Raw genomic sequence first — 26,107 nt, forward strand, 5'->3', positions numbered from 1 at the left:
GCACGCGTGAGCCCGCCGCGGCTCCGCGGAACGGGCCCCTGCGAGGCCGGCCGCGCCCTACGGTGTGGTCATGACGACCCTCTCCGTGGGCATGATCACCTTCGACACCACCGACGCGGTCGCCCTGGCGACGTGGTGGGCCCGGCACGTCGGCGGGACCGCGCGCGACGAGGCGGACGGCTGGTTCGTCACCGTCGAGCGGCCCGACGGCCCCGCGCTCGCGTTCCAGAAGGTCGCCGACCCCACGCCCGGGAAGAACCGCGTGCACCTCGACATGCACGCGCAGGACCGGGAGTCCGCCGTGCGCGCCCTCCTCGCGGACGGCGCGACGCTGGTGGCGCAGCAGGAGATGCCCGGGTTCCGCTGGACGGTCGTCGCCGACCCCGACGGCAACCAGTTCTGCGTCGCGCAGGCGGACGGCGCCTGACGGGGCCGCGCTGACCGCTGGTCTCACCGCGGCGGGGCGCGACGGCGCGGCCGACGCCCACCAGAACGCGGCGACGGTGCCAGGCGGCGCGGGGCTACGCCGGAGGTCGTCGGTCCTCGAAGAGCGAGGACGCCGGGGCGCTCGCCGGGACGGTCCTCGCCACGCGCGCGGGTCTCACGGGGCGGCCTCCCACGCGGGGAGGCGGTCGACCAGGACGACCCGGGGGGTCACCGTGACCTGGATCGTCACCCGCGGCCGGACGGTCAGGGTGGCCGGCTCGGAGGTGACGCTCCCGGCGGCTCCCGCGAGGGCGGGGTCGGTGACCTCGGCGCGGTACAGCCACCCGGACATGGCGATGGTCGTGGGCGAGGTGGTCATCGACCAGCCGGTCTGCCCGTCGAGCGGGGTCCAGGTCTCCCCGCCGTCGGACGAGCGGTGCCACTGCACGCCGAGGTCGCCCGTGCCCTCGGCGGCGACGGCGAACTCCGCCGTCTCGCCGGCCGTGACGGTCCGGGGCTCCGGCTGGGCGGTGATCACGGGGGGCTGGCGGACCGTGAGCACGGCGGCCTCGGACGTGGCCGGCACGCCCACCACGTTGTTCACCCGGACCTGGAACCGGTGACCGTCCATCTCGGCGGTCGCGCCCTCGACGGTCAGGGACGCGCCGGTCTGACCGGTCAGGTCGGTCCACGTGCTGCCGCCGTCGGTGGACCGCTGCCACTGGTAGGTCAGCGGCGCCTGGCCGGTCGCGGTCACGGAGAACGAGGCCGTCTGCCCGGGGTCCACGGTGACTCCGGACGGGTGCTGCGCGATCCGGGCCGCCGCACGCACGTTCAGGGTCGCGGCGGTCGTGGAGACGGCGTCCGAGCTGAGCTGGAACTCGTTGGTGGCGAGGCGCTGGTGGACGGCTCGGTACCGGTGGCCGTGCATCTCCGCGGTGACGTTGCTGACGGTGTAGGTGGTGGACCGGGCGCCGTTGATGTCGGTCCACGTCGATCCGCCGTCGGTCGACCTCTGCCACTGGGTGGAGGGTGCGATGGTGCCGGTGGGCGAGGAGGAGGTCGACGTGAAGGTCGCGGTTCCGCGCTCGTTCACCGTGGTCGACTGCGGGTTGCTCACGAACGGCGCGTGGAGGCGGAGGTAGATCGAGAAGCAGACGTAGGCGTGGCGACCCGAGCCGATACCGGTCCAGGTGGCCACCCGGTAACGCCCTGCGCGGTCGGCCGTGAGATCCGTAGCGGACAGCGACCAGTCGAGCCGTTTCGTGCCGAGCGTGCCGCTGATCCACTTGGTCTGGTGGTCGAGCTGCCCACGCCGCCACAGGTCGTTGAGCGCTTCGTCGCGCTCGCACGCGGGCCACGGGTTCGTCGCGGTGTCGACCCATCGCTGGAGGTAGGCGTACCCCCCGACGACGGACCCCAGGTGACCCTCGACGCCGAACGAGAGGGAGCCGCGCTCGACGGCCGTCTGGACGCCCGGGTTGGTCATGTTGTTGAGGCCGCGCGTCCCCGGCGGGACGTCGTCGGTGTCGCCCTCGGTGCCGGCGACGCCCTCGGAGCCCTCGGCGACCGCTGCCGCCGACCCCGCCGGTGGCGCGACGACGAGCACGCCCAGGGTCGCCAGGCACGCGAGGACCGAGCAGAGTCGGCGCAGCACGGGGATCATCACCTTTCGTGTCGGGATCAGCGGCGACGACGGCGAGCGAGGTGGGGTCGCACGAGGTCGCCGCGGTGCGACCAGCGTCGTCCGGCTCCCCGGCCTCGGGCCGGTGTGCCGGGCGAGTTACGGGGAGTCGAGACGGGGTGGTACGGGCTGGGTGGCGGCAGCTGCGTGGCCGGCGACGTCGACCTGCGCGTCGAGATGAGAGGGCCACCCGCGGCCGACCCCGACCGGTCGGTAGGATCGCCCGGCAACGCTGCGCTCGCTCGCCGGCGGGGCCAAGGACGTCCGAACCGCGGAAAGGCAGCACCGCACGCCGTGTACTCGCTCCTCCTGACGATCGTCTACGTCGCCTTCATCAGCCTCGGGCTGCCCGACTCCCTGGTCGGCTCCGGGTGGCCCGTGATGCACGAGGACCTCGGCGTCCCCCTGGCGTTCGCGGGCATCCTGACGATGATCATCTCGGTCGGGACGATCGTGTCCAGCCTCGCGTCCGACCGCCTCACGCGCCGGTTCGGGGCCGGGCTGGTCACCGCCGTCAGCGTCGGGATGACGGCGGCCGCGCTGGTGGGCTTCTCGCTGTCCGGGTCGTTCTGGCTGCTCTGCCTGTGGGCGATCCCGTACGGCCTCGGGGCGGGCGCGGTCGATGCGGCGCTCAACAACTACGTCGCCCTGCACTACGCCGCGCGCCACATGAACTGGCTGCACAGCTTCTGGGGCGTGGGCGCGTCGATCAGCCCGTTCATCATGAGCTACGCGCTCGGCACCCAGCTCGGGTGGTCGGGGGCCTACGGGATCGTCGGCGGGATCCAGATCGCCCTGACGGTCGTGCTGCTCGTCAGCCTGCCGCTCTGGGGCCGGGTCAACGCCGTCCGCGCGGCCGGGTCCGCGGACGCTGCCGGCGCCGGCGGGGACGACCCGTCGACGACCCGCGCGCACGTCCCGCTGGCGCAGGCGCTGCGCATCCCGGGCGTCCTGCTGATCCTCACCGCGTTCTTCGCCTACTGCGCCCTCGAGAGCACCGCGATCCTGTGGGCGTCGACCTACCTCGTCACCGACCGCGGGGTCGACACCGCCACGGCGGCGGCGTTCGGCTCGCTGTTCCTGCTGGGCATCACCGGCGGGCGGTTCCTGGCCGGGTTCTTCGCCGACCGCATCGGCGACACGCTCCTCATCCGCGGGGGCTTCGCGACCGTCGCGGTCGGCGTCGCGCTCATCGGCCTCCCGGTCGGGACCGACGTGCTCGCGCTCGCGGGCCTCGTGGTCGCCGGGCTCGGCTGCGCGCCGATCTACCCCGCGATCATCCACTCGACGCCGGTCAACTTCGGCCGCAGCAGCTCGCAGGCGATCATCGGCATCCAGATGGCCGCGGCGTACACCGGCTCGACGCTCGCGCCGCCGCTGTTCGGGGTGCTGTCGGCCTGGGCGGGGACGTGGATCTTCCCGCTGTTCGCGGCGGTGCTGGTCGCGCTGGGCCTGGTCATGTCCGAGCGCCTGAACCGCCTCGTGGCGCGCCGGGAACCCAGCCCGGCCGGGGTGACCTCGGTCTGACGCGACCGCCTCGACCCCCGCCGCGGCCCGGGTTAGCATCGACGCGGAGCCCGGCGACAGGGCTCGCGGACGAGGGAGCAGTACCCGCACCACGACAAGACTGACTCAGACGGGTTCGCCATGGCGTGGTTCATCCTGATCGGCTCCGGCATGCTCGAGGCGGTGTGGGCGACGGCGCTCGCCGCCTCGCACGGCTTCCGGCGCGCGGTCCCGACGGTCGTCTTCCTCCTCTCGATGGGCCTGAGCATGGTCGGCCTCGCGTGGGCCATGCAGTCCCTGCCGACGGGCACGGCGTACGCCGTGTGGGTCGGCATCGGCGCGACGCTCACGGTCCTGTGGGCTGCGGTGACCGGCCAGGACCGGCTCGGCGTCGCCCGGGTCGCGCTGCTGGTCCTGCTCATCGGCTCGGTCGTCGGCCTGAAGGCGGTGAGCTGACGTGCCGTGGATCGTGCTGCTGGTCAGCGCCGTGTTCGAGGCGGTGTGGGCGACCGCGCTCGGGATGTCCGACGGCCTGAGCCGTCCGACGCCGACGATCGTGTTCTTCGTGGCGCTCACGGCCAGCATGGCCGGCCTCGCCTGGGCCACCCGGACCATCCCGATCGGAACGGCCTACGCGGTGTGGGTCGGCGTGGGCGCGGCGCTGACGGTCACCTACGCGATGGTCGCGGGCGGCGAGACCGCCTCGCCGGCGAAGGTGCTGTTCCTCGTCGGCATCGTCGCCGCGGTCATCGGGCTCAAGCTGGTCCCGCACGAGCCGGGGCCGAGGGCCGCGCGCGCGCCGGAGGACGCACCGCCGTCCTGAGGGCGGACGGTGCGGGGGTGCCGGACGAGGTCAGGCGGCGGGGCGGCGGGACCGGCGTGCGGCGACGAGCCCGGCCGCGCCCATCACGGCGAGAGCTCCCGCCACGGCCGCGCTCCCGCCCTCGGCCAGGACGGAGATCGCGGCGATCACGGACAGCGACGCGAGCACCATCAGGAGGGCCGCCGTGCGAGCCGGGCGACGCCCGGTGCCGGCGTCGCCGGCCTCCACCACGGAATCCCTCACGGTCGTGCCTCCTCGCAGGTGGGCGCCGGGGCGGTGCCCGGCCGGCCCGAGCACGGTCCCACCCCGGCGGTCCGCCGCCGTAGGACCATCGGCCGGCTGCTGCCGCACGCGCCGGCTCGGGTGCCGGCCACGGGTCCTTCCCCGGGCGCCCGCGCGCCGCTGCTGCGACGATCGCCCGATGTCACCCGAGCCCTGGTACCGCCGCGCCGCCGCAGCCACCCGCCGGTCGTCGCTCGCGCTCTGGGCCCGCCGCGGCGAGGTGCGCGACCCGACGTCCGGCGCGGCCGTCGTCATCGGCCTGCTGCTGGTCGTGGTCGGGGTGGTCGGCCTGCTCGTCGTGCACGACGCCGTGGCGGAGGGCGACGACCTCGCCGAGGCCGACCTGCCGGTGCTCGACTGGCTGGTCGCCGCGCGCGGCCCGGCGGTGACGGCGTTCCTCACCGGGGTCTCGGCGGTGACCGGGCCGAGCGTGCTGCCGGTCGTGGTGGTGGCCGCGTGCCTGGTGTGGGGGCTGGTGACCCGCTCGTGGTGGCAGCCCGCCCTGCTCGCCGGCGCCATGGTGCTGTCGACGCTCGTGTCGGTGGCGATCAAGTCGGCGGTGGGCCGGCCGCGCCCGCCGCTCGACACGATGTCGGTGCCCGGCTCGGAGTCCACCTACTCGTTCCCGTCGGGGCACACCGTCGGCACGGCGACGTTCCTGCTCACCGCCGGGTACCTGATCTGGATCCGCAGCCCGCACGTGCGGTCGCTGGTGCTCTGGGCGCTGTCGACCGGCCTGGGGATCGCGCTGGTCGCCGGGAGCCGGCTGTACCTCGGGTACCACTTCCTCACCGACGTGATCGCGGGGTTCGCGCTGGCCGTCGCGGTGCTCGGCGTGGTGGTCGTGGTCGACCGGCGGCGGGCGGTGCGGGCCGCGCGGATGACGGCGGGCGCCGGCGGCGACGACGCGGGGGCGACGCCCGCGGGGTGAGCCGGCCGGCACGAGCCGCCGCCGCGAGTCGTTGGGAAAATGCCAACGAACGGCACTACCGTGGGGTGATGGACACCCAGACGATCGGCGCGCGCGTTCGTCGGGCGATCGCGGACCGGGCGTCCTCGGTGACGCAGTACCAGGTCGCCGAGGCCGTCGGCATGACGCCCGACGCGCTCTCGCGTGCCATGAACGACAAGCGGGCCTTCTCGTCCGTCGAGCTCGCCCGGCTCGCCGACTACCTGGGCGTCGAGGTCCACTGGCTGATCACCGGAGAGCCCGACCCGCACCGCCGGCGGTACGCCGCGCGCCACCGGTTCGACCGGGACACCGGCGCCCGTGACGTCCCGGGACGCGACCAGGACGAGCTGATCCTGGCCGATCTCGAGCTGGCCTACCGCCAGGCGGGGGCGCTGCCGCCGTCGCACGACGTCCCGCGCACCCCCGCGGAGATGCGTGAGGTCCTCGGCAGCGGCTTCGTGCGGCCGTTCATCGACCGGCTCGAGGAGCGGCTGGCGGTCGACGTCGTCCGCGTGCCGGACCTCTCGACCGGCTACAGCTTCGCGGTCGACGGGCGGTACGTGATCGCCGTGCCTGCCACGGGGAACTGGTTCTGGGAGAACTTCTCCCTTGCTCACGAGCTCGCGCACGTCGCCGCCGGCCACCTGGACGACGAGCCGGCCACCGAGGCGGCGGAGCTCGCCGCGAACCGGTGGGCGGCCGACCTGCTGATGCCGCGCGCCGACGTCGTCGCGGCCGACTTCCCGAGTCTGACGGTCGAGGGCCTCGCGTCCTGGGTCTGGGACCACGGGGTGTCGATCGACGCGACGGCGAACCGCCTGGACGCGCTCGGGATCGAGGCCCCTCTCGTCCTGCGCGAGTGGATGGGCCAGAAGACACAGCGGCTGCTCCGCCGCCACTGGCGCTGCCCGGAGCCGGGCCTCGACGCGATCACCGCGCGGATGGATGAGGCGGCCCGCCGGCGCTTCCCCCAGCCGCTGCTGCGCGCGCACGTCGACCTGGTCGAGTCGGGCGCGATCAGCGCCCGGACGCTCGCGTGGATGCTCGACGTGGCTGTGGACGAGCTGGAGGTCGAACCTCCCGCCCGTCCGGGCGGCGACGTCGACGAGCTCGCCGTCGGCCTGGGGCTGATGCCGACGCCATGACGACGATCCTCTTCCCGGACAACACGGTCCTGATCAACTTCGCTCTGCTCAACCGCGTCGACATCCTCGACCGGATCATGCGGGGCCAGGGCCGGTGGTGCGCCGCCGTCTCCGACGAGTGCGCGCAGTCCGAGAAGGAGGTCGGGCTGGAGGCGATGGCCGCGTACCCCGCGATCCTGGGGTCGCCGCTGTACCCCGCTACGCCGGCCGAGCACCTGGAGGTCCGGCTGCTCCGAGACCGGCTCGTCGGGCCGGGCGACGGTCCGACGAGGCACCTCGGCGAAGCCGAGACGGTCGCGATCATCTCGGGTCGGCAGATCGACGCGGCCTTCGCGACCGACGACCGGGACGCGCGCATGCTCGCCGACATGCGGGGGATCACGACCTACACGACGTGGGACCTGCTCCGGCTCGCGGGCAAGGTCAAGCTCGTCGACACGGACACCCTGTGGGGCTACGTGCTGACACTGCGCGCGCGTGCCCGGGGGAATCCACCCGGTGTCCACGACCGCCGGAGCTTCGACCTGACGTGGTTCGGGTGAGCCGCGACGCGCCCCGAGCACGCAGATGCGGATCCGTGACCCCGCTCGGGACGCAGATGCGGGCCGAACCGCGCTAGGTTCGCCGCATGACCACCTTCACGGTGAGCGAGGCGGCCGACCTGGTCGGGGTCAGCGACGACACGGTCCGCCGGTGGATCGAGCAGGGGCGCCTGCCCGGGCACCGCGATCCCGGCACGGGCCGGTGGACGGTCGAGGGCGTCGACCTGGCGGAGGAGCTGCGCCGCCAGGGCGAGCGCCGGTCGGCCACCGACGGCCGGGCGGCGACGGTGTCGATGCGGAACCGGCTGCGCGGGGTGGTCACCCGGGTCACGAAGGACACCGTGATGGCGCAGGTCGAGCTGCAGGCGGGGCCGTTCCGGGTCGTGTCGCTGATCAGCCGCGAGGCGGTCGACGAGCTCGGCCTGGAGGTCGGCAGCGCCGCGATCGCCACGGTGAAGGCCACCAACGTCTCGCTGGAGGGGGAGCAGCCAGGATGACCACCACCCGGACCCGCACGGCGCTCGCCCTGCTCGTCGCCGTGGCCGCCGCGCTCGCCGGCTGCTCGTCGGCCCCCGGCGGGACCGACGCGCCCCCGGGCGCCGCCGAGGCGGGCGGCGACGCGACCGCGGCACCGCAGCTCACCGGCGAGGTCGTGGTGCTCGCGGCCGCCTCGCTGAGCGAGGTGTTCACCCAGCTCGGCGAGCGGTTCGAGCAGGAGAACCCCGGCGCCACCGTGACGTTCGGCTTCGGGGCGAGCTCGGCCCTGGCGCAGCAGGTGCGGGCCGGCGCGCCCGCGGACCTGCTGGCGACCGCGAACACGAGCACGATGGAGCAGGTCGCCGACCTCACCGGGACGCCCGAGGTGTTCGCCACGAACACGCTGCAGATCGCGGTGCCGGCCGGCAACCCGGGCGGCGTCACCGGCGTCGAGGACTTCGCCGACCCGGACCGCACGCTCGCGCTGTGCGCCGCCGAGGTGCCGTGCGGGTCGGCCGCGGCGGAGATGTTCGCGGCCGCGGGCGTCGTCCCGCAGCCCGACACGTACGAGAAGGACGTGTCCGCGACGCTGACCAAGGTGGTGCTCGGCGAGGTCGACGCGGCCGTGGTCTACCGGACGGACGTGATCGCGGCCGGCGACGCCGTCGAGGGCGTCGACGTGCCCGAGGACGTCGACGTGGTGAACGACTACCCGGTCGCCGTGCTCGCCGACGCGCCGAACCCCGAGGCCGCCGCCGCGTTCCGGGACCTGGTGCTGTCCGTCGTCGGGGCCGAGGCGCTCGAGGCCGCCGGGTTCGTCGTGAGCTGATGCGCACCCGCCCCCGCGCGCCCGCCGGCCTGCTCGTCCCCGCGGCGCTGGCCGTCGCGCTGCTGGTCCTGCCGTTCGTCGCGCTGGTCGTCCGGGCGCCGTGGGGGCGGCTGACGACGACGATCGCCTCGGAGCCGGTGGTCGAGGCGCTGGGGCTGTCCCTGCGCTGCGCGACGGCGGCGACGGCGATCTGCCTGGTCCTCGGCGTGCCGCTCGCGTGGGTGCTCGCCCGCTCCGGGGGGTGGGCGGCCCGGGTGGTGCGCGCGTTGGTCACGGTGCCGCTGGTGCTGCCACCCGTCGTCGGCGGCGTCGCGCTGCTCATGCTGCTCGGGCGGGTCGGGCTGCTCGGCGGGCCGCTGGAGCGGTGGACCGGCGTGACGCTGCCGTTCACGACGCCCGCGGTGGTGATCGCGGAGACGTTCGTGGCGCTGCCGTTCCTGGTGATCGCCGTCGAGGGCACGCTGCGGGGGCTGGACGGCCGCACCGAGGCGGCCGCCGCCACGTTCGGCGCGAGCCCCTGGTACGTGCTGCGCCGGGTCACGCTGCCGCGGGCGCTGCCGGGCATCGTGTCCGGCGCGGTGCTCGCGTTCGCCCGCGCGCTGGGCGAGTTCGGCGCGACGATCACGTTCGCCGGCAACTTCCCGGGCGCGACCCGGACGATGCCGCTGGCGATCTACCTGACGATGGAGAGCGACCCCGAGGCGGCGATCGCGCTGTCGCTGGTGCTCGTCGCGGTCAGCCTGGTCATCCTGCTCGCGCTGCGCGGCCGCTGGCTCACCGGGGTGCGGGCGTGACCGGCCTGCGCGCGCGGCTCGCGGTCCGGCGGGGCGACTTCGCGCTGGACGTGGCGCTCGACGCCGGTCCCGGCGAGGTCGTCGCGCTGGTCGGGGCCAACGGCTCCGGCAAGACCACGGCGCTGCACGCGCTGACCGGCCTGGTGCCCGCCGCCGGCAGCCGGGTCGAGCTCGCCGGCCGGGTCCTCGACGGCGACGGCGTGCACGTGCCGTCCGCCGAGCGGGGGATCGGCACCGTGTTCCAGGACCACCTGCTGGTGCCGCACCTGTCCGCGCTGGAGAACGCGGCGTTCGGGCTGCGCGCCCGCGGGGTGCGTGCGGCGGACGCGCGGACGGAGGCGGCGCGCTGGCTCGACCGGCTCGGGGTCGGCGACCGCGCGGGGCTCCGGGCGGCCCGGCTGTCGGGCGGGCAGTCGCAGCGGGTGGCGCTGGCCCGGGCGCTGGCCTCGCGCCCCCGGCTGCTCCTGCTCGACGAGCCGTTCTCGGCGCTCGACGCGGGCTCGCGGGCGGAGGTGCGCGCGCTGCTCCGGGAGCACCTGGCCGAGGCGGGGGTGCCGGTGCTGCTGGTGTCGCACGACGCGGCCGACCTGGACGGGCTCGCGGACCGGGTGGTGCGGCTGGACCGGGGGCGGGTGGTGGCCCGGGGGGCGACGGCCGCCGGGAGCGCGCCCGGGGCGGCGGACGCGGGTCGGGTGGGGGCCCTGGTCGTCGCGGGTGGCGCGGACGGCGCGGGCGGCCGAGCGCCCGGGCCCGAGGCCGCCACCGCCGCGGGCCTCGGCCCGGTGCTCGACGCCCTCGCGCCGTGGCCCACGGTCCTCCTCGCCGAGCATCCCGGCCCCGCGGCGCCCGACGGCCGGCGTCCGCACGTCCGGCTGCTCCGGGGCGCGGCCGGCGGCGGACCCGTCGCGGCGCTCGCCGCCGGGCTCCGCGCGCTGGGGGACGGCGTGGACGTGGCGGTCGTCGTGCCCGGGGACCGGCCGGGCGCCGTCGCCGCCGTGCCCCGGCTCCTCGCCGCGCTCGCCGAGCACCCGGGGGCCCGCGCCGCGGTCGCGCTCGGCCCCGACGGGCACCCGCAGCCCCTGCTCGCCGCGTACCGCGCCGCGGCGCTCGCGGACGCCGCCGCGGCGGCCCCCGGGGAGGAGCGCTCGGCCCCGCGCGCCGACCCGCTGCTCCGCCTCCGCACCGTCGCCCCCGCCGTGCTGGTCGCGGCGCCGCCCGACGCCGCACTCCCGCGGCGGGCCCCGGGGTCCTAGCCTGGCCGGGTGGAGCCGGAGCCGTCCCTTCCCCCGCTCGTCGAGCCGGGGCCGCCGCTGACGTCCGCCGAGCGCGAGCGCTGGTCGCGGCACCTGCTGCTACCCGCCCTCGGCGAGCTCGGCCAGCGCCGCCTCCGGGCCGCCCGCGTCTGCGTGGTGGGCGCCGGCGGGCTCGGGGCGCCGGTGTTGCAGTACCTCGCGGCCGCGGGGGTGGGCACGATCGGCGTGGTCGACGCGGACGAGGTCGAGCTGTCGAACCTGCAGCGCCAGGTGGTGCATGGGGTGGCGGACGTCGGACGGCGGAAGGTCGACAGCGCCGCGGAGGCGGTGCACCGGCTCGACCCGGGGGTGCGGGTGGTGACCCACCACGTGCGGCTCGACGCCGGGACGGTGGACCTGCTGGCCGACTACGATGTCGTGGTCGACGGCACCGACAACTTCCCGACCCGGTACCTCGTGGCCGACGCGTGCGCGCGGCTCGGGCTGCCCGAGGTGTGGGGCTCGGTCTTCCGGTTCGACGCGCAGGTGAGCGTGTTCTGGGGCGCGCCGCCCGCCGGGGTGCCCGGGGTCGGGCTGCGGGACCTGTTCCCCGAGCCGCCCGAGCCCGGCACCGTGCCGTCGTGCGCGGAGGGCGGCGTGCTCGGGGCGATGTGCGGCCAGGTCGGGAGCCTGATGGCGACCGAGGTCGTGAAGCTGGTGACCGGGACCGGGCGGCCACTGCTCGGGCGGGTGCTGGTGCTGGACGCGCTCGCGGCCCGGTGGTCGGAGGTGCCGGTGCGGGCCCGGGCGGTGCCGGCGGGCGGGTCGGTCCCCGCGCCCGCCGCGGTCCCCGGCTGCGCCGTCCCCGTGGACGCCCCCGCCGTGCCCCCCGCCGTGCCCCTCGTCGCCCCCCGCGAGCTCGCCGCCATGCTCGACCGCCGCGACCGCGGCGCCGAGCCGTTCACGCTGCTCGACGTCCGGGAGGCCGCCGAGCTCGACGTCGTCTCGGTCCCGGGCGCGCTGCACGTGCCGCTGGCGCGGGTGCTCGACGGGTCGGGCCTGGGCGCGGTGCCGGCGGACCGGCCGGTCGTCGTGCTGTGCCGCAGCGGCGTCCGGTCGGAGCAGGCCGCGCTCGCCCTGCTCGCCGCGGGGCGGACCGGCGTCGCGCACGTGGACGGCGGCGTGCTGGGCTGGGTCGACGAGGTGGACCCGACGCTCGCGCGTTATTGACGGCGCCCCGGGGTGGAGCCCGCGCGCCGGGCGCGGTAGACATCGGGGAGCACGACCGACCACGACGCGGAGGAGCCGGGTGACCACGATGCGGTCCGTCGCCGACCACCTCGCCGCCGTCCTCGACCTGGTGGCCCCGCTGCCGGTGGTCGACCTGGCGCCGGGCGCCGCCGCCGGCCACGTGCTCGCGGCCGACCTGCGCGCCGCCGAGCGGCTGCCGCGCTGGGACAGCTCCGCCATGGACGGCTACGCGGTGCGCCGGGCGGACGTCGAGGCCGCGGCGCCGGGGCACCCGGCCACGCTGCCGGTGGTGGCGGACCTGCCGGCCGGGTCGGGCGCCAGGGTGGTCGTCGGGCCGGGCACCGCGGCGCGGATCATGACCGGCGCCCCCGTGCCGGAGGGCGCGGACGCGGTCGTCCCCGTCGAGCACACCGACGCCGGCACCGCGACCGTGCGGATCGACCGGGCGCCGGCGCCGGCTGCGCACATCCGCCGGGCGGGGGAGGACGTGGCGGCGGGCGACCTCGTGCTCCGCGCGGGCGCGCTGCTCGGCCCGACGCAGGTCGCGGCCGCCGCGGCGGTGAACGCGGGGACCGTGCGGGTGCACCGGCGCCCCCGGGTCGCGGTGCTGTCGACCGGCTCCGAGCTCGTCCCCGCGGGCACCGCGCTGGCCCACGGCCAGCTGCCCGACTCGAACTCCGTGCTCCTCGCCGCCGCGGCCGCCGCCGCGGGCGCCGAGGTGGTGCGGGTCGGCTCGGTGGCGGACGACCTCGCGCGGCTCGCCGAGGCGCTCGACGAGGCGGGGGCCGGGGCCGACCTGGTCGTCACCTCCGGAGGCGTGTCCGCCGGCGCCTACGACGTGGTGAAGGAGCTGCTGCGCAAGCAGGGCGTCGGGTTCGGGCCCGTGGCGATGCAGCCCGGCAAGCCGCAGGGTGCGGGGCGCCTGGCCGACGGGACGCCGGTGCTCTGCCTGCCCGGCAACCCCGTGAGCGCGCACGTGTCCGCGGAGCTGTTCGTGCGGCCCGCGATCCGCCGGCTGCGCGGGCTGACCGGCGCGGGCCGCCCGGAGGTCGAGGCGGTCGCGGACGACGCCTGGACGCCCCCGGCCGGCCGCGACCAGTACATGCCGGTCGCCCTGACCGCGGACGGCGACGTGCTGCGGGCCCGGCGCGCCGCGTCCGGGGGGTCGGGTTCCCACCTCGTGGCCGGTCTGGCAGGGTCGGACGGGCTGGCCGTGGTGCCGGCGGGCGCCGGCGCCGTGGAGCGCGGCGCGACCCTGCGGATCCTGAGGACGGACACGTGACCCAGCCCTTCGGCCACCTCGACGACGCGGGCCGCGCCCGGATGGTGGACGTGACCGCCAAGCAGCCGACGGTGCGCGCGGCGACCGCCGAGGGCCGGGTGCGGTGCCCGGCCCACGTCGTCGCGGCGCTGCGCGCGGGCGACGTGCCCAAGGGCGACGTCCTGGCCGTGGCGCGGGTGGCCGGCATCGCCGCCGCCAAGCGCACGCCGGACCTGCTGCCGCTCGCGCACGTCATCGGCGTGCACGGCGTGGTCGTCGACCTGGAGGTCACCGACGACGGCGTCGACCTGACCGCCACGGTCCGGACCGCCGACCGCACCGGGGTCGAGATGGAGGCGCTCACCGCGGTGTCCGTCGCCGCGCTCGCCGTCGTCGACATGGTGAAGGGCCTCGACCGGGGCGTCTCGATCGAGGGCGTCCGGGTCGTCGCCAAGTCCGGCGGGCGGTCCGGCGACTGGCGCCGGGAGGACCCGTGACCGTGCTCGACGCGCTCGTCCTCGCGGGCGGGCAGGGGCTGCGGCTCGGCGGGGTGGTCAAGGCCGAGGTGCCGGTGGCCGGGCGCGCCCTGCTCGACCGGGCGCTCGACGCGACCGCCGGCGCGCGCCGGGTCGTCGTCGTCGGGCCCGACGCGCTCGCGCGTCCCGGGGTCGGCACCACGCTGGAGGACCCGCCCGCGGGCGGCCCCGCGGCGGGGGTGGCGGCCGGGCTGCGCGCGCTCGACGCGGGTCCCGCGCCGCTCGCGGACCGGGTGCTGGTGCTGGCGTGCGACATGCCGCTCGCCGCGCCCGCGGTGCCCGGCCTGCACCGCGCCCTGGACGCCGACCCCGGTGCCGACGGGGCGGTGCTCGTGGACGCGGACGGGTACCCGCAGCCGCTGGCCGGCGTGTACCGCGCGGACGCCCTGCGCGCGGCGGTCCGGGCGCGGGAGGCCGACGGCGGCGTGCACGGCTGCTCGGTGCGGCGCCTGGTCGCCGGGCTGCGGCTGGTCGGCCTCGAGGGGTCGGCCGACGCGGCCCGGGACGCGGACACCTGGGAGGCGGTGGCCGCGCTCGAGCGGTCGCTGACGGACGCCGGCCCGCCGGGCCGGCCGGGCACGGGGGAGGGACCCGGATGAGCACGGACCGTCACGAGCCGGCCGGCGAGGACCTGGAGCGCTGGGTCGCGGCGCAGGCGGCGGCGCTCGGCGTGGACCCGTCGGCGGTCGACGTCGACCGGGTGCTCGACCTGGCGCGCGAGGTCGCGCACGGCGTCGGGCGGCCCGCGGTGCCGCTGACCGGGTTCCTCGCCGGCTACGCGGTGGGCGCGGGCTCGGGGGACCGCGCGGCGCTGGAGCGGGTGCTCGCGCGGCTGACCGCCGCGGCCCGGACGTGGGGCGACGACGACCCGGGGACGGGGGCGCCGTGATCACGGTGCGCTACTTCGCGGCCGCCGCCGAGGCGGCCGGCACCGCGACCGAGCAGCTGGACGCGGGCACCGCGGGCGAGCTCCGCGCGGCGCTCGCGGACCGGCACGGCGCGGAGCTGGAGCGGGTGCTCGGGCGGTGCGCGCTCCTGCACGACGGCCGGCGGCTCGACGACCCGGGCAGCCCGCTGGCCGCGGGCGGGGTGGTCGACGTGCTGCCGCCGTTCGCGGGTGGCTGAGCGGGCGCCGAGGCCCGGCCGCGCGACGCGTCAGCCCCCGATCGCGCTCATCGGCCGGTCCGGCTGCAGGAAGCCCGGGTCGTCGATGTCGTGCCCCGCCCGCTTGCCCGCGAGGCACGCCCGGAACGCCGCCGCCAGCGCCCGGTCGTCGGCCCCCGAGCGCAGCAGCGCGCGCAGGTCCGTCTCGGTCCGCGCGAACAGGCACGCGCGCAGCTGCCCGTCCGCGGTGAGCCGCACCCGGTCGCACGACCCGCAGAACGGGGCCGTCACGGAGGCGATCACCCCGACGGTCGCCGGGCCGCCGTCGACCAGCCACCGCTCGGCGGGGGCCGAGCCCCGCCCGGGGAGCTCGGTCAGCGCGAACCGGGTGCGCAGCGCGGCGAGGATCTCGGCCTGGGTCACCATGTCCGTCCGCTGCCAGGTGTGGCCGGCGTCCAGCGGCATCTGCTCGATGAACCGCATCTCGTAGCCGCGCTCGACGGCGAACTCGGTCAGCGCGACGACCTCGTCGTCGTTCACGCCGCGCATCGCGACCGCGTTGAGCTTGACCGGGTGCAGCCCCGCCGCGTCCGCCGCGGCGATGCCGGCGAGCGCCTGCGGCAGCCGGTCGCGGCGGGTCAGGCGCGCGAAGCGCTCGCGGTCCAGGGTGTCGATGCTGATGTTGACCCGCGCGAGGCCGGCGTCGGCCAGCGGCCCCGCGAGGCCGGCCAGCCGGAGGGCGTTCGTGGTGATCGAGACCTCGGGCGGCCCCTCGGCGCCCTCGAGGGCGGCGACCCGGCGCACCACGTCCACGACGTCCGGGCGGAGCAGCGGCTCGCCGCCGGTCAGGCGCACCTCGCGGACGCCGAGCCCGACGGCGACGCCCGCCACGCGGACGATCTCGTCCGTGCTGAGCATCGTGGGGCCGGCCAGCCAGGGGACGCCGTCCGCGGGCATGCAGTACGTGCAGCGCAGCTGGCAGCGGTCGGTCAGCGAGACCCGCAGGTCGCGGTGCACCCGGCCGAACCGGTCGACCAGCGGGCCGCCGGCGTCGGCGGCGCCGCCCCGGCCCCCGGTCACGCCGACCCCACCCACACGTGCGACCCGTCGGCGAGCAGCTGCCGCTTCCACACGGGCAGCTCCGCCTTGACCCGCTCGACCAGCACCCGGCACGCGTCGAACGCCGGCGCCCGGTGCGCGGTGCTGACGGCCGCGACGACCGAGGTGCCGCCCACCTCCAGCCGGCCGACCCGGTGCGACACCGCGACGCCGAGCACGTCGGGCCCCGCGGCGACCTCCGCCGCGATCCGGGCCAGGACCGCCTCCGCGTCGGGGTGCGCCGAGTACTCGAGCGCGACCACCGGTCCGTCCGCCTCGGGGTCGTGGTCGCGGACCCGGCCGACGAACGTCGCGACGGCGCCGGACCGCGCGTCGTCGAGGACCGCGAGGTGGGCGGCCAGGTCGAGCGGTTCCGCCGTCAGCCGGGCGTGGATCATCCGTGCGCTCCTCCGTCGAGCTGGTCGAGCAGGTGGCCGAGCAGCGGCACCAGCACGGCGAGCCCCTGCTCGACGCCCGCCGGGCTCCCGGGGAGGTTGACCACCAGCGCGCCCTCGGCGGTCACGCCCGCGAGCCCGCGGGACAGCACCGCGGTGGCGACGTGCGCCTCGCCGTGCCGGCGCAGCGCCTCGGCGAGGCCGGGCAGCTCGCGCGCGAGCAGCGGCCGGGTGCCCTCGGGCGTCGCGTCCCGCGGCCCGACGCCGGTGCCGCCGCTGGTCACCACCACGCGCGCGCCCCCGGCGACGGCGGCGCGGATCGCCGCGGCGACGGGGTCTGCCCCGTCCGGCACCACCGCGGGGTCGCCGACGTCGAGCCCGGCGGCGCGCAGCAGGTCGGCCGCGAGCGGCCCGGAGCGGTCGGTCGTCTCCCCGCGGGCGCACCGGTCGGAGGCGACCACGACCGCGCCGCGTCCGGCCGGCCGGGCCGCGCGGTGACCGGCCGCCGCGCCCGGCCGCGCGCCGTCGTGGCCCACCACCTCGCCGTGCAGCATGGTCCCCCCGTGGCGTCCCGGTCGGCGCGGCGTCGGCGCCGCCCTCGCGACGCTACCCGCGGCCGGGGCGCCCGACCAGACGACGTCGCCGTGGAAAACCGCGCGGCGGAACCGGGGGTGGACCCCCGCGGCGGGCGGCGTGATACTCGGCGCCATGCCGGCCCGTCCCGCCCCCGCCGCAGCCGCGCTCGGCTCGCGGAGCCGGGTCGTGCTGCTGCACCTGCTGCAGCGGGCGGGCGGCGACGTCGCGGTGGAGGACCTCGCCCGCGGGGCCGGGGTGCACGTCAACACCGCCCGCGAGCACCTCGAGCGGCTCGCCGCGTCGGGCTTCGTCGCGCGGACGACCGAGCGCCGGACCACCCGCGGCCGGCCGCGGGTCCTCTACCGCTGCGTCGAGCGCCCGGCCGGCGCGGGCCTCGACGAGCGGCTGCGGGCCCGGCTGCTCGAGGACGCCGCCGGCACGGACGACGGCGCCGTCCCCGACACCTGCCGCCCCCAGCTCGCGGCGCTGGAGGTGCACCTCGAGGAGGTCGGCCTCGACCCGGTGGTGGAGCCCGAGCCGCTGGCGGTCGGCCTGCACCGGTGCCCGTTCGCCGACCTCGCCCGCGAGCGCACCGCCGAGGTGTGCGGCGTCCACCTGGGGCTGATCCGCGGGGTGCTCGCGGCGTGCGGCGGCCCGCTCACCGCGGAGCGCCTGGAGCCGTTCGTCGAGCCGGACCGCTGCCGGCTGCACCTCGGGCTCCGGCCGGCCGCGGGCGGCGCCGCGACGGAGCGCGCCGACGCCGGTCCGGGCGAGGGGCCCGCCCCGGAGTCCGCGACCCGCTAGCCTCGCCGGTGAGACGTGCGTCACACCCTCGGGTCAGGATTTGTCACGGCGATCCGCGGTTGGCCCCGGCGGGCGTGCTCGGTTGACTGGCGCGACAGGGGTGCTCCGGCGGCGCGACGAGGCGGCGCGGGGTGGTGCGAAGGAGACCGCATGAGCCGTTTCGACCCGCAGGTGGACCTGGCGCGCTGGGACCCGGAGCGCGAGGAGGCCTGGGACCGGCGGTTCGCCTGGCGCACGCTCTGGGTGACGACCTACAACCTGACGCTCGCCTTCTGCGTCTGGTACCTGGTCAGCGCGATCGCGCCGCGGCTGAACGACATCGGCTTCGACCTCACCAAGGGCCAGCTCTACTGGCTGGTCGCGGTGCCCGGCCTCGCCGGCGGGCTCCTGCGCATGGTCTACATGTTCCTGCCGCCGATCGTCGGCACCCGCACCCTGGTCGGCGGCACCGCGACCCTCATGCTGATGCCGATGCTCGGCTGGACCATCGCGGTCCGGGACGCCACCACGCCGTACTGGGTGCTGATCTTCCTCGCCGCGGCGGCCGGCATCGGCGGCGGCGCGTTCTCGGGGTTCATGCCCTCGACCAGCTACTTCTTCCCGAGGCGGCTGTCCGGCACCGCCCTCGGCCTGCAGGCCGGCATCGGCAACTTCGGCGTCAGCCTCATCCAGTTCCTCACGCCCTGGGTCGTCGGCTTCGGCCTGCTCGGCACGGCGGCGCTGACCCCGCAGCAGACCACGACCGGCGGGGACCTCTGGCTGCACAACGCCGGGCTCGTGCTGGTGCCGTGGGTGGTGCTCGGCGGCGTGCTCGCGGCCGTGCTGCTGCGCCGGGTCCCGGTGCAGGCGAACATCCGGCAGCAGCTCGACATCTTCCGGGAGAAGCACACCTGGGTGATGACGGCGATCTACCTGATGACGTTCGGCGCCTTCAGCGGGTTCGCCGCCCAGTTCGGGCTGATCATCACCAACGAGTACGGCGGCTTCGAGAACCCGCCCGACCCGCTCGCGTTCGCGTTCCTGGGGCCGCTGATCGGCTCGGTGGTGCGGGCGGCGCTCGGCCCGCTGTGCGACCGGTACGGCGGCGCGGTCTTCACGCTGGTCTCGGGGATCGGCATGACCGTCAGCACCGTCGTCACGGCCTTCTACCTGTCGCCGACGGACCGCGGGCAGTTCACCGGGCTGCTGCTCGGCATGCTCGCGATCTTCTTCTTCGCCGGGATGGGCAACGCCGGCACCTTCAAGCAGATGCCGATGATCTTCCCCCGGCGTCAGGCGGGCGGGGTCATCGGGTTCACCGCCTCCGTCGCGGCCTTCGGGCCGTTCCTGGTCGGCACCGCGCTGTCGATGATGGCGCCGCGGACCTTCTTCATCGGCTGCGTCGTGTACTTCGCCCTCTGCACGGCGCTCACCTGGTGGTACTACGCGCGGCCCGGCGCCGAGAAGCCGAGCTGACCCGTCCGACCGAGGAGCAGCCCCCGTGAACGCACCCGACCCCGCCCCGCTCGCCCCGGGGCTCGACACGCCCGCCTCGGACGCCCTGCTCCGCCTGGGGCGGCACCTGCGCCGGGGCGAGGTGTCGCCCGACCTGCGCACGCTCTACCAGCAGGGCGGCCGGGACGCCGACACCTTCTACCGGGACCGGTGGAGCCACGACAAGGTCGTCCGGTCGACGCACGGCGTCAACTGCACCGGGTCGTGCTCGTGGAAGGTCTACGTCAAGGACGGGATCATCACCTGGGAGTCCCAGGAGACCGACTACCCGTCCGTGGGCCCCGACCGGCCGGAGTACGAGCCCCGCGGCTGCCCGCGCGGCGCCGCGTTCAGCTGGTACACCTACTCGCCGACCCGGGTCCGGTACCCCTACGTCCGCGGGCGGCTGCTGGAGCTGTACCGGGACGCGAGGCGCCGGGCCGGCGGCGACCCGGTCGCGGCGTGGGCGAGCATCGTCGACGACCCGGAGGTCTCCCGCCGGTACAAGGAGGTCCGCGGCAAGGGCGGCCTGGTCCGCGCGAGCTGGGACGAGGCGATCGAGATCGTCGCCGCGGCGCAGGTGCACACCATCCGCACCTACGGCCCGGACCGGGTGGCCGGGTTCTCGCCGATCCCCGCGATGTCGATGGTGTCGCACGGCGCTGGCGCCCGGTACCACTCGCTCATCGGGGCGCCGATGCTGTCGTTCTACGACTGGTACGCCGACCTGCCCGTCGCGTCGCCGCAGGTCTTCGGCGACCAGACGGACGTCCCGGAGTCGGGCGACTGGTGGGACGCTGGCTACCTCGTCATGTGGGGCTCGAACCTGCCGGTGACCCGGACCCCGGACGCGCACTGGATGGCGGAGGCGCGGTACCGCGGGCAGAAGGTCGTGGCCGTCGCGCCGGACTACGCGGACAACGTCAAGTTCGCGGACGAGTGGCTGGCCGCCGCGCCCGGGACCGACGGCGCGCTGGCGATGGCCATGGGCCACGTGATGCTCCGGGAGTTCCACGTCGAGCGGCAGGTGCCGTACTTCACCGACTACGTGAAGCGGTACACCGACCTGCCGTTCCTGGTCCGGCTCGACGAGACCGCCGACGGCGTCGTCCCGGGCAAGTTCCTCACCGCGGCCGACCTGCCGGGCGCCGAGGCGACCGGCGAGCACGCGGCGTTCAAGACCGTCCTGGTGGACCGGGTGACGGGCGCGCCGGTGGTCCCGGGCGGGTCGCTCGGGTTCCACTACGGCGAGGCGGGCGCCGGGCGGTGGAACCTCGACCTCGGGGAGGTCGACCCGCTGCTGACGATGGCCGACGACCCGGCCGGCGAGGGCGCCGTCGCGGTGGTGCTGCCGCGGTTCGACACGCTCGACGGCGCGGCGGCGACCGTCACCCGCGGCGTGCCGGTCCGCCGGGTCGGCGGGCACCTCGTGACCACGGTGTTCGACCTGGTCCTCGCGCAGTACGGCGTGGGCCGGCCCGGGCTGCCGGGGCAGTGGCCGACCGGCTACGACGACGCCGACTCGCCGTGCACCCCCGCGTGGCAGGAGCAGTTCACCGGCGTGCCCGCGGCGAAGGCGGAGCGGATCGGCCGGGAGTTCGCGGCGAACGCGGAGGAGTCCCGGGGCCGGTCGATGATCGTGATGGGCGCCGGGACCAACCACTGGTTCCACTCCGACACCATCTACCGCGCGTTCCTCACCCTGACGACGCTGACGGGCTGCCAGGGCGTGAACGGCGGCGGCTGGGCGCACTACGTCGGGCAGGAGAAGGTCCGGCCGGTCACCGGCCACGGCATGTACGCCAACGCGCTCGACTGGGGCCGGCCGGCCCGGACGATGATCCAGACCGCGTACTGGTACCTCAACACCGACCAGTTCCGGTACGACCCGTTCTCCGCCGACACCCTCGCGGCGGCCGCGCCGGGCACCGGGGGCCGATTCACGGGGCGCACCACCGCCGACCTGATCGCGCAGTCCGCCCGGCTGGGCTGGATGCCGTCGTACCCGACGTTCGACCGCAACCCGCTGGACCTCGCCGACGAGGCCGAGCGCGCCGGGCGGCCCGTGACCGAGACGATCCCGGAGCAGCTGCGGTCCGGGGACCTGCGGTTCGCGGCGGAGGACCCGGACGCCCCCGAGAACTTCCCGCGGGTGCTGACCGTCTGGCGCGCGAACCTGCTCGGCAGCTCCGCGAAGGGCAACGAGTACTTCCTGCACCACCTGCTCGGCACCGACTCGAACCTCCGCGCCGACGAGGCCCCGCCCGGCGACCGGCCGCGGGACGTGGTCTGGCGGGAGGACGCCCCGTCCGGGAAGCTCGACCTGCTCGTCGCCCTGGACTTCCGGATGACCAGCACGACGATCTACTCCGACGTCGTGCTGCCGGCCGCGACCTGGTACGAGAAGCACGACCTCAACACGACGGACATGCACCCGTTCGTGAACTCGTTCAGCCCCGCGATCCCGCCGCCGTGGCAGACGCGCACCGACTTCGACGCCTTCCACACCCTGGCGCGCCGGTTCAGCGAGCTCGCCGCCGAGCACCTCGGGGTACGCCGCGACGTCGTCGCCGTGCCGCTCACGCACGACACCCCGGACGAGCTCGCGACCCCGCACGGCCGGGTGCTCGACTGGAAGGACGGGGAGTGCGAGCCGGTGCCGGGCCGGACGATGCCGAAGCTGGTCGTGGTCGAACGGGACTACCCGGCGGTCGCGGCCCGGATGGCGGCGCTCGGGCCGGTGGTCGACACGCTCGGCACCACCACCAAGGGCGTCACGTTCGACGTGACGGCGGAGGTGGAGCTGCTCGGCCGGGTCAACGGCGTCGTCCGCGGCGGACCGGCCGCGGGCCGGCCGTCGCTGGCCCGGGACGTCGACGCCTGCGAGGCGATCCTCGCGCTGTCCGGCACCACCAACGGCCGGCTCGCGGTGCAGGGCTTCCACACCCTCGAGGCGCGCACCGGACGGCCCCTCGCCGACCTGGCCGAGGAGCACGAGGGCAAGCGGGTGAGCTTCCGGGACACCCAGCAGGAGCCGGTGCCGGTGATCACCTCCCCGGAGTGGTCCGGCTCCGAGACGGGCGGCCGGCGGTACTCGCCGTTCACGATCAACGTCGAGCGGCTGAAGCCCTGGCACACGCTCACGGGCCGGCAGCACCTCTACCTCGACCACGACTGGATGACCGAGCTCGGGGAGAACCTGCCGGTGTTCCGGCCACCGCTCGACATGAACCGGCTGTTCGACGAGCCGCTGCTCGGCGGACCGGGCGGCGCGCGGGACGGCGGGGTGGGCGTCACGGTGCGGTACCTGACCCCGCACAACAAGTGGTCGATCCACTCCGAGTACCAGGACAACCTGTTCATGCTGTCGCTGTCCCGCGGCGGTCCGACGATCTGGATGAGCGACCGGGACGCCGCGACCATCGGCGTGGCGGACAACGACTGGGTCGAGGCGGTCAACCGCAACGGCGTCGTCGTGGCCCGGGCGGTGGTCTCGCACCGGATGCCCGCGGGCACGGTCTACATGCACCACGCGCAGGACCGGCTGATCGACGTGCCGCTCACCGAGACCACCGGGCGGCGCGGCGGCATCCACAACTCGCTGACCCGGCTGCTCATCAAGCCGACCCACCTGGTCGGCGGCTACGCGCAGCTGTCCTACGCGTTCAACTACCTCGGTCCGACCGGCAACCAGCGCGACGAGGTCACGGTCGTCCGCCGCCGCAGCCAGGAGGTGCAGTACTGATGCGAGTCATGGCGCAGATGGCGATGGTGATGAACCTCGACAAGTGCATCGGGTGCCACACCTGCTCGGTCACGTGCAAGCAGGCGTGGACGAACCGCGCGGGCACCGAGTACGTCTGGTTCAACAACGTCGAGACCCGGCCCGGCCAGGGCTACCCGCGCGGCTACGAGGACCAGGAGCGCTGGGAGGGCGGCTGGACCCTGAACCGCCGCGGCCGGCTCCAGCTCAGGGCCGGCGGCCGGCTGAAGAACCTGCTGACGATCTTCGCCAGCCCCAAGCAGCCGTCGATCGACGCGTACTACGAGCCGTGGACCTACGACTACGACCGGCTGACGTCGGCGCCGCTGCAGGAGCACAGCCCGGTCGCCCGGCCGAAGTCGCTCCTGACCGGCCAGGACATGCAGGTCCGGTGGTCCGCCAACTGGGACGACGACCTGGGCGGCGGCCCGACGCTGACGGCGGCGGACCCGGTGCTGCAGAAGGTCTCGGACAAGGTGCGGCTCGAGTTCGAGCAGACCTTCATGTTCTACCTGCCGCGGATCTGCGAGCACTGCCTCAACCCGTCCTGCGCCGCGTCCTGCCCGTCGGGCGCGATCTACAAGCGGGCGGAGGACGGCATCGTCCTGGTCGACCAGGACAAGTGCCGCGGCTGGCGCAAGTGCGTCACCGGGTGCCCGTACAAGAAGGTCTACTTCAACCACCGCACCGGCAAGGCGGAGAAGTGCACGTTCTGCTTCCCGCGCATCGAGGTCGGCCTGCCGACGGTGTGCTCCGAGACGTGCGTCGGCCGGCTGCGGTACCTCGGACTGGTGCTCTACGACGCCGACCGCGTGCTGGCCGCGGCGAGCGAGCCGGACGAGCAGCGGCTGCTCGCCGCCCAGCGCGAGGTCCTGCTCGACCCGCGCGACCCGGAGGTGGTCCGGGAGGCCGAGCGCGCGGGCATCCCGCGCGACTGGGTGGAGGCGGCCCAGCGGTCGCCGGTGTGGCGGCTGATCCACGACTACGAGGTGGCGCTCCCGCTGCACCCCGAGTACCGCACGATGCCGATGGTCTGGTACATCCCGCCGCTGTCGCCGGTCGTCGACGTGGTGGCCGAGACGGGCGAGGACGCCGAGGGCGCGGGCAACCTGTTCGCCGCGATCGACGCCCTGCGGATCCCGGTCGAGTACCTGGCCGAGCTGTTCACCGCGGGCGACACCGCCCCGGTCACCGCGGTGCTCCGCCGGCTGGCGGCCATGCGGTCCTACATGCGCGACCTGAACATGGGCCGCGCGGGCGACCCGGACATCCCCGCGGGCGTCGGGATGGACGAGGCGGAGATGCGGGAGATGTACCGGCTGCTGGCGATCGCCAAGTACGACGAGCGGTACGTCATCCCGACCGCGCACGCCGAGCAGGCGCACCAGCTGGAGGAGCTCGCCACCGAGTGCGCCCTCGACTACGACGGCGGACCGGGGATGGGCGGGTCCGGGCCGTTCGGCGAGGGGTCGGGCGGCGCGTTCCGGAACGACCCGGTCGCGGTGGAGAACTTCCACATGCTCCAGCAGCGGCAGACGGCGGACACCGTGGCCGACCCGTCGAGCCGGCGGGCGCGGGTGAACCTGCTCAACTGGGACGGGAAGGGCGCGCCCGAGGGGATGTTCCCGCCGCGGGCGGACGACCCGGGGGAGCCGGGCCCGGACGCCGGGCCGCCCGCGGACCCGCGCGCGCCCGGGGCGGGTGCCCCGTGAACCGCGTCGAGCGGGCGGCCACCGCGCGGCGCCTCGCCACCCGCGAGCACGCGGTCGCCCACCGCGCCGCCGCGCTGCTGCTCGACTACCCGACCGACGACCTGGTGGCGCTGCTGCCCGCCGTCCGGGCCGCGCTCGACGAGGTGCGGCCGGAGGTCGCCGACCCGTTGCGCCGGGTCGCCGACCACCTCGGCGCCCGCCCGGTCGCGGAGCTCGCCGTCGACTACGTCGCCACCTTCGACCTGAGGCGCCGGTGCAGCCCGTACCTGACCTACTACGCGTACGGCGACACCCGGCGCCGCGGCGTCGCGCTGGTCGAGGTCACCCGGGCGCTGCGGCGCGCCGGGTTCGAGGTCGCCGACGGCGAGCTGCCCGACCACCTGGCGGTCGTGCTCGAGCTGTGCGGCGCCGGCGATGCCGACGGCCGCGCAGCCGGCATCGGCCTGCTGCTCGCGCACCGCGCCGGCGTCGAGCTGCTGCGGCTCGCGCTCCTGGACGCCCGGTCCCCGTGGGCCGACGTCCTGGTCGCGGTGTCCGCCACCCTGCCGCCCCTCGGCGGCGACGACCGGGAGGCCGTCGCCCGGCTCGCCGCCGAGGGCCCGCCCGACGAGGACGTCGGCCTCGACGGCTACCCCGGACCGCAGCCCGTCACGATCGGAGCCCGCCCATGACCTCCACCCGCGACGTGCTGCTCTGGGTCGTCGTGCCCTACGTCTGCCTGGCCGTGTTCGTGCTCGGGCACGTCTGGCGGTACCGGTACGACAAGTTCGGCTGGACCACCCGGTCCTCCCAGCTCTACGAGCGCCGGCTGCTGCGCTGGGCCAGCCCGCTGTTCCACTTCGGCATCCTCGCCGTGTTCCTCGGGCACGTGATGGGCCTCGGCATCCCGAAGTCCTGGACCCGGGCGGTCGGGATGAGCGACGAGGTCTACCACGCGCTGGCGATCAGCATCGGGGCCGTCGCCGGGGTGTGCACCCTGGTCGGGCTGGTGCTGCTGATCTACCGGCGCCGGACCGTCGGGCCGGTGTTCCGCGCGACGACCCGCATGGACAAGGTGATGTACCTGGTGCTGGCGGTCGTGATCGCGCTCGGGATGTGGAACACCGTCGCAGGGTCGATCCTCAACCTCGGCGGGCACTACGACTACCGCGAGGGCGTCTCGGTGTGGTTCCGCGGCATCTTCCGGTTCGACCTGCACCCGGAGCTCATGGCCGACGCGCCGCTCGGGTTCCAGCTGCACGGCATGGCGGCGATGCTGCTGTTCGCGCTGTGGCCGTTCACCCGGCTGGTGCACGTGTTCAGCGTCCCGCTCGGCTACCTGTGGCGGCCGTACGTCGTGTACCGCTCCCGCCCGGACCGCCTGGGCGCGCGCCCGAGCCGCCCGGGGTGGGAGGGCGTCCAGGCGGGCGACCGCCCGCGCGCGGGCCGCCGCTGACGGGGAC

28 protein-coding genes and 1 riboswitch are annotated in these 26,107 nt (G+C 75.9%); of the genes, 23 read left to right on the top strand and 5 right to left on the bottom strand.

Annotated elements, in window-relative coordinates:
* The first annotated feature begins 70 nt into the window (after window positions 1-70).
* On the top strand, window positions 71-427 hold the full coding sequence (locus VER05_RS04260) for a VOC family protein (protein ID WP_324844158.1): 357 nt from the start codon (window positions 71-73) through the stop codon (window positions 425-427).
* A gap of 174 nt (window positions 428-601) precedes the next feature.
* On the opposite strand, the gene VER05_RS04265 is transcribed toward VER05_RS04260, so the two are convergent.
* Window positions 602-2,083: an immunoglobulin domain-containing protein gene (locus VER05_RS04265; RefSeq protein WP_324844159.1), complete on the bottom strand. Its 1,482-nt coding sequence runs from the start codon at window positions 2,081-2,083 to the stop codon at window positions 602-604.
* Between the two features lie 321 nt (window positions 2,084-2,404).
* Between VER05_RS04265 and VER05_RS04270 the strand changes: the two genes are divergently transcribed.
* The 3 genes from VER05_RS04270 to VER05_RS04280 all read left to right on the top strand — a co-directional run bounded on the left by VER05_RS04270 (window position 2,405) and on the right by VER05_RS04280 (window position 4,439).
* Entirely contained in the window at window positions 2,405-3,637 is a 1,233-nt protein-coding gene (locus VER05_RS04270; protein WP_324844160.1) for an MFS transporter, read from the top strand.
* A 43-nt stretch (window positions 3,638-3,680) separates the two neighbouring features.
* A riboswitch (guanidine-III (ykkC-III) riboswitch) is annotated at window positions 3,681-3,747 on the top strand.
* A 10-nt stretch (window positions 3,748-3,757) separates the two neighbouring features.
* A complete protein-coding gene (locus VER05_RS04275; protein WP_324844161.1) occupies window positions 3,758-4,072 on the top strand; it encodes a multidrug efflux SMR transporter in 315 nt (104 codons plus the stop codon).
* Between the two features lies 1 nt (window position 4,073).
* Complete coding sequence (locus tag VER05_RS04280) at window positions 4,074-4,439, top strand: multidrug efflux SMR transporter (RefSeq protein WP_324844162.1); 366 nt, start codon at window positions 4,074-4,076, stop codon at window positions 4,437-4,439.
* A 30-nt stretch (window positions 4,440-4,469) separates the two neighbouring features.
* Here the strand turns inward: VER05_RS04280 and VER05_RS04285 are convergent, their stop codons facing one another.
* A complete protein-coding gene (locus VER05_RS04285) occupies window positions 4,470-4,682 on the bottom strand; it encodes a hypothetical protein (protein WP_324844163.1) in 213 nt (70 codons plus the stop codon).
* 178 nt (window positions 4,683-4,860) lie between these two features.
* Here VER05_RS04285 and VER05_RS04290 point away from each other — a divergent pair, with 178 nt between their 5' ends.
* The 13 genes from VER05_RS04290 (at window position 4,861) to VER05_RS04350 (ending at window position 14,865) form a co-directional block, all read left to right on the top strand.
* Window positions 4,861-5,652, top strand: a complete 792-nt coding sequence (locus tag VER05_RS04290) for a phosphatase PAP2 family protein (protein ID WP_324844164.1) — start codon at window positions 4,861-4,863, stop codon at window positions 5,650-5,652.
* A gap of 68 nt (window positions 5,653-5,720) precedes the next feature.
* Entirely contained in the window at window positions 5,721-6,818 is a 1,098-nt protein-coding gene (locus VER05_RS04295) for an XRE family transcriptional regulator (protein ID WP_324844165.1), read from the top strand.
* Window positions 6,815-7,360 (top strand): hypothetical protein, encoded by a 546-nt coding sequence (locus tag VER05_RS04300; RefSeq protein WP_324844166.1) that lies wholly within the window; start codon window positions 6,815-6,817, stop codon window positions 7,358-7,360. The genes VER05_RS04295 and VER05_RS04300 overlap by 4 nt, the downstream gene beginning before the upstream one ends.
* Before the next feature lie 86 nt (window positions 7,361-7,446).
* On the top strand, window positions 7,447-7,857 hold the full coding sequence (locus VER05_RS04305; protein WP_324844167.1) for a TOBE domain-containing protein: 411 nt from the start codon (window positions 7,447-7,449) through the stop codon (window positions 7,855-7,857).
* Entirely contained in the window at window positions 7,854-8,666 is an 813-nt protein-coding gene (gene modA / locus VER05_RS04310; RefSeq protein ID WP_324844168.1) for a molybdate ABC transporter substrate-binding protein, read from the top strand. Before VER05_RS04305 ends, modA begins: the two co-directional genes overlap by 4 nt.
* Window positions 8,666-9,460 (top strand): molybdate ABC transporter permease subunit, encoded by a 795-nt coding sequence (modB, locus tag VER05_RS04315; RefSeq protein ID WP_324844169.1) that lies wholly within the window; start codon window positions 8,666-8,668, stop codon window positions 9,458-9,460. The genes modA and modB overlap by 1 nt, the downstream gene beginning before the upstream one ends.
* Window positions 9,457-10,713 (top strand): ATP-binding cassette domain-containing protein, encoded by a 1,257-nt coding sequence (locus VER05_RS04320; protein ID WP_324844170.1) that lies wholly within the window; start codon window positions 9,457-9,459, stop codon window positions 10,711-10,713. Before modB ends, VER05_RS04320 begins: the two co-directional genes overlap by 4 nt.
* A 9-nt stretch (window positions 10,714-10,722) precedes the next feature.
* Window positions 10,723-11,922, top strand: a complete 1,200-nt coding sequence (locus VER05_RS04325) for a ThiF family adenylyltransferase (protein ID WP_324844171.1) — start codon at window positions 10,723-10,725, stop codon at window positions 11,920-11,922.
* An 88-nt stretch (window positions 11,923-12,010) separates the two neighbouring features.
* A complete protein-coding gene (glp, locus tag VER05_RS04330; protein ID WP_324844205.1) occupies window positions 12,011-13,225 on the top strand; it encodes a gephyrin-like molybdotransferase Glp in 1,215 nt (404 codons plus the stop codon).
* A complete protein-coding gene (gene moaC / locus VER05_RS04335; RefSeq protein WP_324844172.1) occupies window positions 13,222-13,701 on the top strand; it encodes a cyclic pyranopterin monophosphate synthase MoaC in 480 nt (159 codons plus the stop codon). Before glp ends, moaC begins: the two co-directional genes overlap by 4 nt.
* Window positions 13,698-14,339, top strand: a complete 642-nt coding sequence (gene mobA, locus VER05_RS04340; protein ID WP_324844173.1) for a molybdenum cofactor guanylyltransferase — start codon at window positions 13,698-13,700, stop codon at window positions 14,337-14,339. The genes moaC and mobA overlap by 4 nt, the downstream gene beginning before the upstream one ends.
* Window positions 14,336-14,629, top strand: coding sequence for a DUF6457 domain-containing protein (locus VER05_RS04345; RefSeq protein WP_324844174.1), 294 nt, complete (start codon window positions 14,336-14,338; stop codon window positions 14,627-14,629). Before mobA ends, VER05_RS04345 begins: the two co-directional genes overlap by 4 nt.
* The gene (locus VER05_RS04350) at window positions 14,626-14,865 is read left to right on the top strand and encodes a MoaD/ThiS family protein (RefSeq protein WP_324844175.1); all 240 of its coding nucleotides are present in this window, start codon (window positions 14,626-14,628) and stop codon (window positions 14,863-14,865) included. The genes VER05_RS04345 and VER05_RS04350 overlap by 4 nt, the downstream gene beginning before the upstream one ends.
* Window positions 14,866-14,895: 30 nt before the next feature.
* Here VER05_RS04350 and moaA read toward each other — a convergent pair whose 3' ends face one another.
* Genes moaA through VER05_RS04365 form a run of 3 tightly spaced genes read right to left on the bottom strand, consistent with a single transcriptional unit; the run spans window position 14,896 to window position 16,891 of the window.
* Complete coding sequence (moaA, locus tag VER05_RS04355; RefSeq protein WP_324844176.1) at window positions 14,896-15,924, bottom strand: GTP 3',8-cyclase MoaA; 1,029 nt, start codon at window positions 15,922-15,924, stop codon at window positions 14,896-14,898.
* Window positions 15,921-16,340: a molybdenum cofactor biosynthesis protein MoaE gene (locus VER05_RS04360; protein ID WP_324844177.1), complete on the bottom strand. Its 420-nt coding sequence runs from the start codon at window positions 16,338-16,340 to the stop codon at window positions 15,921-15,923. The genes moaA and VER05_RS04360 overlap by 4 nt, the downstream gene beginning before the upstream one ends.
* On the bottom strand, window positions 16,337-16,891 hold the full coding sequence (locus tag VER05_RS04365) for a MogA/MoaB family molybdenum cofactor biosynthesis protein (protein WP_324844178.1): 555 nt from the start codon (window positions 16,889-16,891) through the stop codon (window positions 16,337-16,339). The genes VER05_RS04360 and VER05_RS04365 overlap by 4 nt, the downstream gene beginning before the upstream one ends.
* Window positions 16,892-17,045: 154 nt before the next feature.
* Between VER05_RS04365 and VER05_RS04370 the strand changes: the two genes are divergently transcribed.
* The 6 genes from VER05_RS04370 to narI all read left to right on the top strand — a co-directional run bounded on the left by VER05_RS04370 (window position 17,046) and on the right by narI (window position 26,100).
* Window positions 17,046-17,717: a helix-turn-helix domain-containing protein gene (locus tag VER05_RS04370; protein ID WP_324844179.1), complete on the top strand. Its 672-nt coding sequence runs from the start codon at window positions 17,046-17,048 to the stop codon at window positions 17,715-17,717.
* Between the two features lie 150 nt (window positions 17,718-17,867).
* Entirely contained in the window at window positions 17,868-19,172 is a 1,305-nt protein-coding gene (locus VER05_RS04375) for an MFS transporter (RefSeq protein ID WP_324844180.1), read from the top strand.
* 25 nt (window positions 19,173-19,197) lie between these two features.
* On the top strand, window positions 19,198-22,935 hold the full coding sequence (locus VER05_RS04380) for a nitrate reductase subunit alpha (protein ID WP_324844181.1): 3,738 nt from the start codon (window positions 19,198-19,200) through the stop codon (window positions 22,933-22,935).
* Window positions 22,935-24,665, top strand: coding sequence for a nitrate reductase subunit beta (gene narH, locus VER05_RS04385; protein ID WP_324844182.1), 1,731 nt, complete (start codon window positions 22,935-22,937; stop codon window positions 24,663-24,665). The genes VER05_RS04380 and narH overlap by 1 nt, the downstream gene beginning before the upstream one ends.
* Window positions 24,662-25,336 carry a nitrate reductase molybdenum cofactor assembly chaperone gene (narJ, locus tag VER05_RS04390; RefSeq protein WP_324844183.1) on the top strand — a complete coding sequence of 225 codons (675 nt, stop codon included), beginning with the start codon at window positions 24,662-24,664 and terminating at the stop codon, window positions 25,334-25,336. Before narH ends, narJ begins: the two co-directional genes overlap by 4 nt.
* Window positions 25,333-26,100: a respiratory nitrate reductase subunit gamma gene (gene narI, locus VER05_RS04395; RefSeq protein ID WP_324844184.1), complete on the top strand. Its 768-nt coding sequence runs from the start codon at window positions 25,333-25,335 to the stop codon at window positions 26,098-26,100. Before narJ ends, narI begins: the two co-directional genes overlap by 4 nt.
* The last annotated feature ends 7 nt before the right edge of the window (window positions 26,101-26,107 follow it).

The sequence above is a fragment of the Cellulomonas sp. genome (assembly GCF_035634735.1).
In the GTDB taxonomy this organism is placed as follows: Bacteria; Actinomycetota; Actinomycetes; order Actinomycetales; family Cellulomonadaceae; genus Cellulomonas.

Coding starts and splice junctions, on each gene's coding strand:
- VER05_RS04345 (WP_324844174.1), top strand. CDS start 14,336: ATGAGCACGGACCGTCACGAGCCGGCCGGCGAGGACCTGGAGCGCTGG.
- VER05_RS04300 (WP_324844166.1), top strand. CDS start 6,815: ATGACGACGATCCTCTTCCCGGACAACACGGTCCTGATCAACTTCGCT.
- narH (WP_324844182.1), top strand. CDS start 22,935: ATGCGAGTCATGGCGCAGATGGCGATGGTGATGAACCTCGACAAGTGC.
- VER05_RS04305 (WP_324844167.1), top strand. CDS start 7,447: ATGACCACCTTCACGGTGAGCGAGGCGGCCGACCTGGTCGGGGTCAGC.
- VER05_RS04360 (WP_324844177.1), bottom strand. CDS start 16,340: ATGATCCACGCCCGGCTGACGGCGGAACCGCTCGACCTGGCCGCCCAC.
- glp (WP_324844205.1), top strand. CDS start 12,011: ATGCGGTCCGTCGCCGACCACCTCGCCGCCGTCCTCGACCTGGTGGCC.
- VER05_RS04290 (WP_324844164.1), top strand. CDS start 4,861: ATGTCACCCGAGCCCTGGTACCGCCGCGCCGCCGCAGCCACCCGCCGG.
- narI (WP_324844184.1), top strand. CDS start 25,333: ATGACCTCCACCCGCGACGTGCTGCTCTGGGTCGTCGTGCCCTACGTC.
- VER05_RS04275 (WP_324844161.1), top strand. CDS start 3,758: ATGGCGTGGTTCATCCTGATCGGCTCCGGCATGCTCGAGGCGGTGTGG.
- modA (WP_324844168.1), top strand. CDS start 7,854: ATGACCACCACCCGGACCCGCACGGCGCTCGCCCTGCTCGTCGCCGTG.
- modB (WP_324844169.1), top strand. CDS start 8,666: ATGCGCACCCGCCCCCGCGCGCCCGCCGGCCTGCTCGTCCCCGCGGCG.
- VER05_RS04365 (WP_324844178.1), bottom strand. CDS start 16,891: ATGCTGCACGGCGAGGTGGTGGGCCACGACGGCGCGCGGCCGGGCGCG.
- VER05_RS04375 (WP_324844180.1), top strand. CDS start 17,868: ATGAGCCGTTTCGACCCGCAGGTGGACCTGGCGCGCTGGGACCCGGAG.
- VER05_RS04260 (WP_324844158.1), top strand. CDS start 71: ATGACGACCCTCTCCGTGGGCATGATCACCTTCGACACCACCGACGCG.
- VER05_RS04295 (WP_324844165.1), top strand. CDS start 5,721: ATGGACACCCAGACGATCGGCGCGCGCGTTCGTCGGGCGATCGCGGAC.
- VER05_RS04370 (WP_324844179.1), top strand. CDS start 17,046: ATGCCGGCCCGTCCCGCCCCCGCCGCAGCCGCGCTCGGCTCGCGGAGC.